Consider the following 4,309-nt stretch of genomic DNA (forward strand, 5'->3'; position numbering starts at 1 on the left):
TTCCCGCCGTGGAGCGGCTATTTGTTACTGCCGCGCCTTCCGGCGTGATCACTACTTTAGCGGATTTCCCCGGCGGCGCCTAATCGGCGCCTGGGGTCTCAAACCGAACCGAATTCCGGCATGCCGAAATCAATCCCGTTCAAGGGTTGTGCAGTAGTGGATCCCGCCGAGCTGGCGTGAAGTGCCGCCCCGGTTCCCTCTCGGGCCCCGCTGGCAACTCGAAGAACCTTACACGAGGGCTTGGTACGGATCAAACCCGTGGCGCAAGCGGTTTCCGGGGGGTACGGTCGGCGGCATGACCCTGCATGCCCGTAACGGCCAGTGGTGGCCCGCCTGACGGCGGCCACCCCCTGCGCGTACCCACGCATGCACCCCACGGCCGCCGCCTCGGCGGCCGTTTTTGCTGTCTGTGGCGGTGGTCCCCGTTCCCAAGGAGAGGGACCCATGCCCCCCACGACCCGCATCTTCAGCGGTGTGAAGCCCACCGGCCACCTGACCCTCGGCAACTACCTGGGCGCCATCCGGCAGTGGGTCGAGTCGGACCAGCACCGCGCCGACGCCCTCTTCTGCGTGGTCGACCTGCACGCGCTGACCGTGGAGCACGACCCGGCCCGTGTCCGCCGGCTGAGCCGGCAGGCCGCGACCCTGCTCCTGGCGGCCGGCCTGGACCCCGCCCTCTGCACGGTGTTCGTGCAGAGCCACGTCGACGAGCACACCCGGCTGTCCTATCTCCTGGAATGCACGGCCGCGGACGGCGAGATGCGCCGGATGATCCAGTACAAGGAGAAGTCGGCACGAGAACGGGCGACCGGTGGGAGCGTCCGCCTCTCCCTGCTCACCTATCCCGTGCTGATGGCCGCCGACATCCTCGCGTACGGCGCCGACGAGGTCCCCGTCGGCGACGACCAGGCGCAGCACGTCGAGCTGACCCGCGATCTCGCCGTGCGCTTCAACCAGCGGTACGGGCAGACGTTCACCGTCCCCCGCGCCGTCCTCCCGCCGGTCGCGGCCCGGGTCATGGACCTCCAGGACCCCACGTCGAAGATGGGGAAGTCGCACGCGGAGACCTCCGGCATCGTCTATCTCCTCGACGAGGCGGACGTGGTGCGCAAGAAGGTGATGCGCGCGGTCACGGACAGCGCGACGGACGTCGTCTACGACCGCGGCGAACGCCCCGGCGTCGCCAACCTCCTGGAGCTGCTCGCCGCCTGTACCGGCACCGCGCCGGCCCTGCTGGCCGCGGGCTACGGCTCGTACGGCGCGCTGAAGCGGGACACCGCGGACGCGGTGGTGGAGCTGTTGCGCCCGGTACGTGAGAGGCACGCCGAACTCTGCGCCGACCCGGCGTACGTGGACGGCGTCCTCCGCGACGGGGCCCACCGGGCGCGGGAGCTGGCACGGCCGACGGTCGACGCCGCGTACCGGGCCATCGGCCTGCTCCCGGCCGCCTGACCGCAGGCCGCCCGGAGCCGGCGGCCCGTTTCGTCAGCCCGTTCCGGAGGCCAGCTCGCGGCTGCGGTCGCGGGCCGCCTCCAGGGCGGCGATGAGCGCGTGCCGGACACCGTGCTTCTCCAGCTCGCGGATGGCGTTGATCGTCGTGCCGGCCGGCGAGGTCACGGCCTCGCGCAGCTTGACGGGGTGTTCCCCGCTGTCGCGGAGCATCACGGCCGCGCCGATGGCCGCTTGGACGATCAGGTCGTGGGCCTTGTCCCTGGGCAGGCCGAGGAGGATGCCCGCGTCCGTCATCGCCTCGACGAGGAAGTAGAAGTACGCGGGGCCGGAGCCGGAGAGCGCGGTCGCGGCGTCCTGCTGTGTCTCGGGGACGCGCAGCGTCTTGCCGACAGGCTTGAAGATCGCCTCGGTGCGCAGCAGGTGTTCCTCGGTGGCGTGCGTGCCCCCGGAGATGACCGACATGCCCTCGTCCACCAGGACCGGGGTGTTGGGCATGACGCGCACCACGGGCGTTCCGGCCGGGAGCCGTTCCTCGAAGAACGAGGTGGGGACGCCGGCCGCCGCGCTGATGACGAGCCGATCGGCCGGCAGGTGCGGGGCGAGTTCGTCCAGGAGCGTCGCCATGTCCTGCGGCTTGACGGCCAGGATGAGAGTGTCGGCGGCCTTCGCGGCGTCGGTGTTGCCGACGGCCTCGACGCCATAGCGCTCGCGCAGGGCCTCGGCCCGTTCCGGGCGGCGTGCGGTGCAGAGCAGCTGCGCGGGGTCCCAGCCGGCCCGGATCATGCCGCTGAGCAGCGCTTCACCGATCTTTCCGGTCCCGAGGACGGCGACTGTCTGGGTCACGGTGTTCACCTTTTCCGCTTTCGCTGTGCCGTGCTGTGCCGCACTGGCTGTCATCTTCGCACCCGGTCCCGGACGGTGGCGGGCGGTAGGGGCGGACGCGGGTGCAAGGGAGAGAAGCCACGGCGCGCGCTGGGGCGCGTGGGTCGCGGTATCCGCCGGAGTGAACGGACAGAGCTCTTCCGGCTTCTCGATTCCGTGTTTACAACGCGGTAACGCACCGGTCGGTCCAGGGGCACAGGGCTTGGCCACACTGTGGGCGGGTGTTCACGGCGCGCTGCCGGAGGAGGCGAGGACGCGTCCGTACGGGCACCGCGCCCGGAGCTGTCCCGCGTCCGCCGCCGGATCCCGCCCTTCGCCCCCTTCTCGCCTTCTCCCCTTCTCTCTTTCTTCACCCTTCTTCGTCCTTCGGCCCGACCATCCCTTCCGCACGCAGAGGCTGCCCGGCCCGTACGCCCGTACTCGTCGTCCACCGCAGGTTCTCGGTCCCCGGCCGCCTCAGTGCTCCCGGGGGCGCTGGAGGCAATCCTCATGGAGCACAAAGACCTCGGCCCCGCCCGCTTCGCCACCTCCCGCCCCGACACCGACCCCCTCCTCCGGCTCCTTCGCCTTCCGCGGCTCCTCCGCGCCGACGTCCACGCGTCCCTGGTCGTCTTCCTCATCACCGTGCCGCTCTCCGCCGGTGTGGCGGTGGCCTCCGGGGTTCCGGTGGAGCTGGGCCTCGTCACCGGGATCGTCGGAGGGCTGCTGACCGGGCTGCTGCCGGGCAGCAGCATCCAGGTGAGCGGGCCGGCCGCGGGTCTCGCCGCGCTCGTGTACGAGGCCGTGCGCACTTACGGGCTCGGCGGCCTGGGCATACTCGTCCTCGCCACCGGCCTGTTCCAGGTGGTGCTGGGCCTGCTGCGGCTCGGCCGCTGGTTCCGGAAGGTCCCCATCGCCGTGGTGCAGGGAATGCTGGCGGGAACCGGACTCGTCCTGATCACAGGCCAGTTGTACGAACTCGCCGACGCCGAGGCGCCCGGCGGCGGCCTCGAACGGCTCGGCGGGCTCGTCCTGCTGGTCACCGGAACCCTCGAGTCCCCGACGGCGCTGACCGCCGGCGCGGTGGGCGTCGGCACGATGGCGCTGCTGGCGTTGTGGCAGCGCTGGCCGCGCGGCGTGCGACTGATCCCGGCGCCCCTGGTCGCGGTTCTCGCGGCGACGGTCGCGACCTCGGTGCTGCGCCTGCCGGTGGACCGGCTGCGGATCGGCGATCTGATGACCGCTGTCCAGCCGCCGGACGGCCCGGACTTCGTACGGCTCGGGCAGGTCGGCGTCCTGGGCACGGTCCTGGCCTTCACGCTCGTCGCCTCGGCCGGCAACCTGCTCGGCGCGACGGCGGTCGACCGGCTGCACGACGGTCCGCGCACCGACTACGACAAGGAGCTCATCGCGCAGGGCGCCGGCAACACGGTGTGCGGCATGCTCGGCGCCCTCCCGCTGACCACCGTCATCGTGCGCAGTACCGCCAACGCCCGGGCGGGCGCGCGGACTCGGGCCTCCCGAGTGCTGCAGGGGGTGTGGCTGGCCATGTTCGCCGCCTTGTCGCCCTGGGCCCCTGGGAGCGGTGCCGGTCGCGGCGCTCGCCGGGGTGCTGGTGGCCTTGGGCCGACAGCTGCTCCCCGTCCGGGAGTTGGGGCGGTTGTGGGACGGGCACCGGGGCGAGGTCGCGGTCCTCCTCGCCACGGCAGGCGCGATCGTGGTGACCGATCCCTTCGAGGGCGCCGTCATCGGACTGCTCCTGGCCGGCGTCAAGGCCGGCTGGGAGGCGACACGGTTTCGGGTCGACCGCGGACGAGGGGGACAGGGGCGGGCCGACGACGGTCGTATGCCCGTGATCAGCAAAAAATGACGGACGCTGCGGACGGAATACGGACGTCCGAAACGCAGAAAAGCCCCGGGCCGGATTGTTTTCACAATCCGAGCCCGAGGCTCTTCATCAAATTTAGTTCGGCGGCGTCCTACTCTCCCACACGGT

2 protein-coding genes and 1 pseudogene are annotated in these 4,309 nt (G+C 71.4%); 2 read left to right on the plus strand and 1 reads right to left on the minus strand.

What is annotated here, in order from left to right:
- Positions 1 to 444: 444 nt before the first annotated feature.
- The gene (gene trpS, locus ACH4PU_RS36120; RefSeq protein ID WP_398282309.1) at positions 445 to 1,452 is read left to right on the plus strand and encodes a tryptophan--tRNA ligase; all 1,008 of its coding nucleotides are present in this window, start codon (positions 445 to 447) and stop codon (positions 1,450 to 1,452) included.
- Between the two features lie 33 nt (positions 1,453 to 1,485).
- On the opposite strand, the gene proC is transcribed toward trpS, so the two are convergent.
- Positions 1,486 to 2,295, minus strand: coding sequence for a pyrroline-5-carboxylate reductase (proC, locus tag ACH4PU_RS36125; protein ID WP_398282312.1), 810 nt, complete (start codon positions 2,293 to 2,295; stop codon positions 1,486 to 1,488).
- Between the two features lie 528 nt (positions 2,296 to 2,823).
- Here proC and ACH4PU_RS36130 point away from each other — a divergent pair.
- Positions 2,824 to 4,183: pseudogene (locus ACH4PU_RS36130) on the plus strand (SulP family inorganic anion transporter).
- The last annotated feature ends 126 nt before the right edge of the window (positions 4,184 to 4,309 follow it).

The organism is Streptomyces sp. NPDC021100 (genome assembly GCF_044333095.1).
Classification (GTDB): domain Bacteria; phylum Actinomycetota; class Actinomycetes; order Streptomycetales; family Streptomycetaceae; genus Streptomyces.

What these genes read in the sequence shown, in the direction of transcription:
- trpS (WP_398282309.1), top strand. Translation starts at nt 445, where the DNA reads ATGCCCCCCACGACCCGCATCTTCAGCGGTGTGAAGCCCACCGGCCAC.